Here is a 3,631-nt window from a genome sequence, read left to right as displayed (position 1 = left end):
CGTCATTGCGAGCGCAGCGAAGCAATCCAGTCTGCCTCTGCGGAAAGACTCTGGATTGCTTCGCTGCGCTCGCAATGACGGAGTGTGTAGCCAGGGCTTGGCCCGAATAGGTTTGCCGTACTTGTGTCGCGATCACTGATCCCCCACACTCTCAATCACTCAACCAACCACAGGAATAAGACATGACTCGCGTTCGCTGTATCACCGAGATGGGCATGGGCGTCGACGTCCACGGCAGGGACGCCACCAAGGCGGCGAAGCGGGCGGTGTCGGATGCGATCCGGCATTCGAGCCTCGGCTTCTTCCGGATGATCGACAAGACCGCGAACGACATGTTCGTCGATGTCACGATCGGAGTGCCCAACCCTGAGGCGGTGGACAAGGAAGCCGTTGCGAAGGAGCTGCCCTACGGCACCGTGACCGTGACTGCGGTCAAGGGCGGCCTGGAGATTCCTTCGGCCACGGAAGTGGCCAACGACCCCATCCTCATCGCCAATGCGGCTGTCATCGTCAGCTTCGACAAGGACTAGGCCGGTGTCCGATAGCGATGAGCGGCTACTGGATCGTCCGATCTGGAGCGCGCTGACGACCAGCCAGAAGCATCTGGCGGAGGGCGGGCCGCGCGCGCTGCGCTATCCCGTGGACATGACGCCGTTTGCCGACATGACCGACATGTCCGAGGCTAGCTTCGCCGCACTCCGTGATCTCCTGTCGGGCTCGCAGGTGGCCGCGCTGTTCACGCCGGAGCCGGTCGAAATGTCCGCTGGTTTCAAGGTCGTGCTGGCGGAGACCGGCGAGCAGATGATCGGCTCGCCGGCGGACAGTTCGCTCCGCGATGCCGAGATCGTCACATTGGGCGCCGCCGACGTTCCCGCCATGATGGCGCTGACGGAGCTGACGAAGCCCGGTCCATTCGCACTGCGCACCCATGAGCTCGGCACATTCCTCGGCATCCGCGCCGGCGGCGAATTGGTCGCGATGACGGGTGAGCGGATGAAGCCGGGAAAGTTCGTCGAGATGACGGCCGTCTGCGTGCATCCAGACTATCGTGGGCGTGGCTATGCACAGGCGCTGCTCGCGGCGGTCGCGCGCCAGATCGAGGCGCGCGGCGAAATTCCGTTCCTGCACGTTTTCTCGAACAATACATCCGCGATCGCGCTGTACCAGCGACAGGGAATGCGGATCAGGCGGCGCCTGTACGTCACTGCGTTTATGAAGGAGGAATAGGCTCCCTTCATTTCCTGAGAATTCGCGCTATATCGGTCCCAACCACAATTGGGGGAAACACATGGACGCCAGGACGACCGATTTTTCCGCCGTACGGACGGCGATGCAGCGTTACGTCGATCAGGAGATCATCCCCGGCGTCTCCTGGGCGGTGCTGCGTGGCCGCGACATCGTCGATCAGCAATGCGTCGGCTTTGCCGACCGCGAGGCCAACGCCGCATTGCGGCCCGATCACATTTTTCGCGCGTTCTCCAACACCAAGATCTTCGTCACCTGCGCGGTCATGCTGCTGGTGGAGGAGGGGCGCATCGGGCTCGATGATTTGGTCGAGAAATTCCTGCCGCAGCTGGGCAATCGCAAGGTGCTGAAAGCCGGTGCGGCGAGCCTCGCCGATGCCGAGCCGGCAAAGAGCCCGATGACGATCCGCCAGTTGCTGACCCACACGTCGGGCCTCAGCTACGGCATCTTCGATCCCGGCACGGTGCTGTTCAAAGGCTACAACGAGGCGCGCGTGCTCAATCCGCTGACGCCGCTGACCGACATGATCGACAAGCTCGCCGATCTGCCGCTGTCCTATCATCCCGGCGCGGGCTGGGAATATTCGGTGGCCACCGACGTGCTCGGCCGCGTCGTGGAGGTCGTCTCGGGCAAGTCGCTCGATGTCGTCCTCAAGACGCGCATCTTCGATCCGCTCGGGATGACCGACACCGGCTTTGACGTGCCGGAGGCGGCGCAGGGCAGGCTGGTCGCGCTCTACACCGGTGCCGACGCGCTCGATCCGATGAAGCCCGGCCTCACGCGCGCCGACAATCTGCCTTTTCCGCAGGCCTATCGGCGATCCTTCCCGCGTCTGTCGGGGGGCGGCGGTCTGGTCTCGACCTTGCCGGACATGCTCGCGCTGGTGCGCGCGCTGTTGCCCGGTTCGGATGCGCTCCTGAAACCGGATACGCTGCGGCAGATGATGACGAACCAGCTGCCCGCAGGGCAAACCATCCGCTTCGCCAATCTCGGGCCGATCCCGGGCAAGGGATTCGGTCTCGGCGGCGCCGTCACCTTCGCGCCGTCGYCGTTCGATCCCGCAAATTCGACCGGCGAATTCCAGTGGGGCGGACTCGCCGGCACCCATTGGTGGATCTGCCCTGAGGCCAATACCGCCGGCGTGCTGATGGCCCAGCGCTACATGGGCTTCTGGAATCCCTTCTTCTTCGAGTTCRAGCGGCTGGCCTATCAGGCGGTTGGAGGCTGATCGCAAAAGAATTGCTGGACACCGCGAATCCTTTTCACCGGTCGAGCCCTCTTGACGGTCGAGGCATTCCGCCTCGGCTCATGTCGGAGGACGCGATGGCGTTTTACAGGAAGAACATCGGTAGCCTGCACCAGATGGTGCGGATCGCCGCAGGCATCGCGGTGGCGGTCGCGGCATTCGTATATCTCGCGGGCGTCGCGGCGTGGCTTGTCGCGCTCGGCGGCGCCGGCTTCGCGCTGACCGGCCTGGTCGGCTATTGCCCGATGTGCGCGATGGCCGGGATCGGACGGGGGGGCGTCTCGTGAGTGCGGCCGCGATCTCGCCAAAGCTGTTCGAGGCGGCGCGGCTCGGCGACCAGCATGCGATCGCCAGCCTGCTTGCGACGGCGCAGCCGGACATCCGCCGCTACGCGCGCGCGACCTGCCGCAGCTCGGCGGATGCGGAGGACGCGACGCAGGAAGCGCTGTGGATCCTGTTCCGCCATGTCGGCACGATCCGCTCGCTGCTGGCATTCTCCGCCTGGCTGTTCAGCGTGGTCCGCCGCGAATGTCTGCGGCTCGCCCGTAAGGCGGGCCTCGCGCCCGCGATCGACGCCGGCGAAGCGGAGGCGCTGCTGCTGTCGCGCACCGAAGCCGATCTGCGGCTCGACCTAGCGGCGGCCTTCGAGGCGTTGCCGCCGCACTACCGCGATGTCGCGCTGATGCGCGACGTCAAGGAAATGACCATCGACGACATCGCAGCTGCGCTTGGTGCCTCGCGGCAGACCGTGAAGGCGCGGCTGCATCGCGCCCGCGCCCTGATGCGCGAATACCTGACGAGATGAGACATGACCGATTATCAAAACCCCGACGACCTGAAATCGATTCCCGCCTTGGTCGCGCTGGCGCCGGTCGAGGCCAACGCGTTCCTTGCGTTCAACCACGCGGTCGAGCGCAAGGACGGATTGATCCCGCCAAAGTATCGCGAGCTGATCTCGCTCGCGGTCGCGCTCACCACGCAATGTGCCTATTGCCTCGACGTGCACACCGCGCAAGCGGCGAAGGCGGGGGCCACGCGCGAGGAGCTGGCCGAAGCCGCCATGATTGCCGCCGCGGTGCGCGCAGGCGGCACGCTCGGTCATGCGCTGCTGGCGCAGCGCCTGTTCGAGCAGCATCGGGG

Annotated in this window: 6 protein-coding genes; all 6 read left to right on the top strand. The window is 65.2% G+C overall.

All coding sequences use genetic code 11. From position 1 onward, the window contains the following. Nucleotides 1-182 precede the first annotated feature (182 nt). Nucleotides 183-530 (top strand): Lin0512 family protein, encoded by a 348-nt coding sequence (locus tag ACXJL8_RS36500; RefSeq protein ID WP_254130930.1) that lies wholly within the window; start codon nucleotides 183-185, stop codon nucleotides 528-530. A gap of 4 nt (nucleotides 531-534) precedes the next feature. Next, the gene (locus ACXJL8_RS36495) at nucleotides 535-1,227 is read left to right on the top strand and encodes a GNAT family N-acetyltransferase (protein ID WP_456622945.1); all 693 of its coding nucleotides are present in this window, start codon (nucleotides 535-537) and stop codon (nucleotides 1,225-1,227) included. 61 nt (nucleotides 1,228-1,288) lie between these two features. Continuing rightward, nucleotides 1,289-2,473, top strand: coding sequence for a serine hydrolase domain-containing protein (locus ACXJL8_RS36490; protein WP_456686576.1), 1,185 nt, complete (start codon nucleotides 1,289-1,291; stop codon nucleotides 2,471-2,473). A gap of 95 nt (nucleotides 2,474-2,568) precedes the next feature. Beyond that, complete coding sequence (locus ACXJL8_RS36485) at nucleotides 2,569-2,778, top strand: YgaP family membrane protein (protein WP_456622943.1); 210 nt, start codon at nucleotides 2,569-2,571, stop codon at nucleotides 2,776-2,778. Next, complete coding sequence (locus ACXJL8_RS36480; RefSeq protein ID WP_456622942.1) at nucleotides 2,775-3,296, top strand: RNA polymerase sigma factor; 522 nt, start codon at nucleotides 2,775-2,777, stop codon at nucleotides 3,294-3,296. Before ACXJL8_RS36485 ends, ACXJL8_RS36480 begins: the two co-directional genes overlap by 4 nt. Before the next feature lie 3 nt (nucleotides 3,297-3,299). Beyond that, nucleotides 3,300-3,631, top strand: a 332-nt coding sequence (locus ACXJL8_RS36475) for a carboxymuconolactone decarboxylase family protein (protein ID WP_456686575.1), incomplete at its 3' end; no start/stop codon positions are given.

Source organism: Bradyrhizobium sp. P5_C11_2 (assembly GCF_054049755.1).
The sequence above is the reverse complement of the archived record's forward strand: the minus strand, read 5'-3'. Positions and strand labels throughout refer to the sequence as shown.

Coding starts and splice junctions, on each gene's coding strand:
- ACXJL8_RS36485 (WP_456622943.1), top strand. CDS start 2,569: ATGGCGTTTTACAGGAAGAACATCGGTAGCCTGCACCAGATGGTGCGG.
- ACXJL8_RS36500 (WP_254130930.1), top strand. CDS start 183: ATGACTCGCGTTCGCTGTATCACCGAGATGGGCATGGGCGTCGACGTC.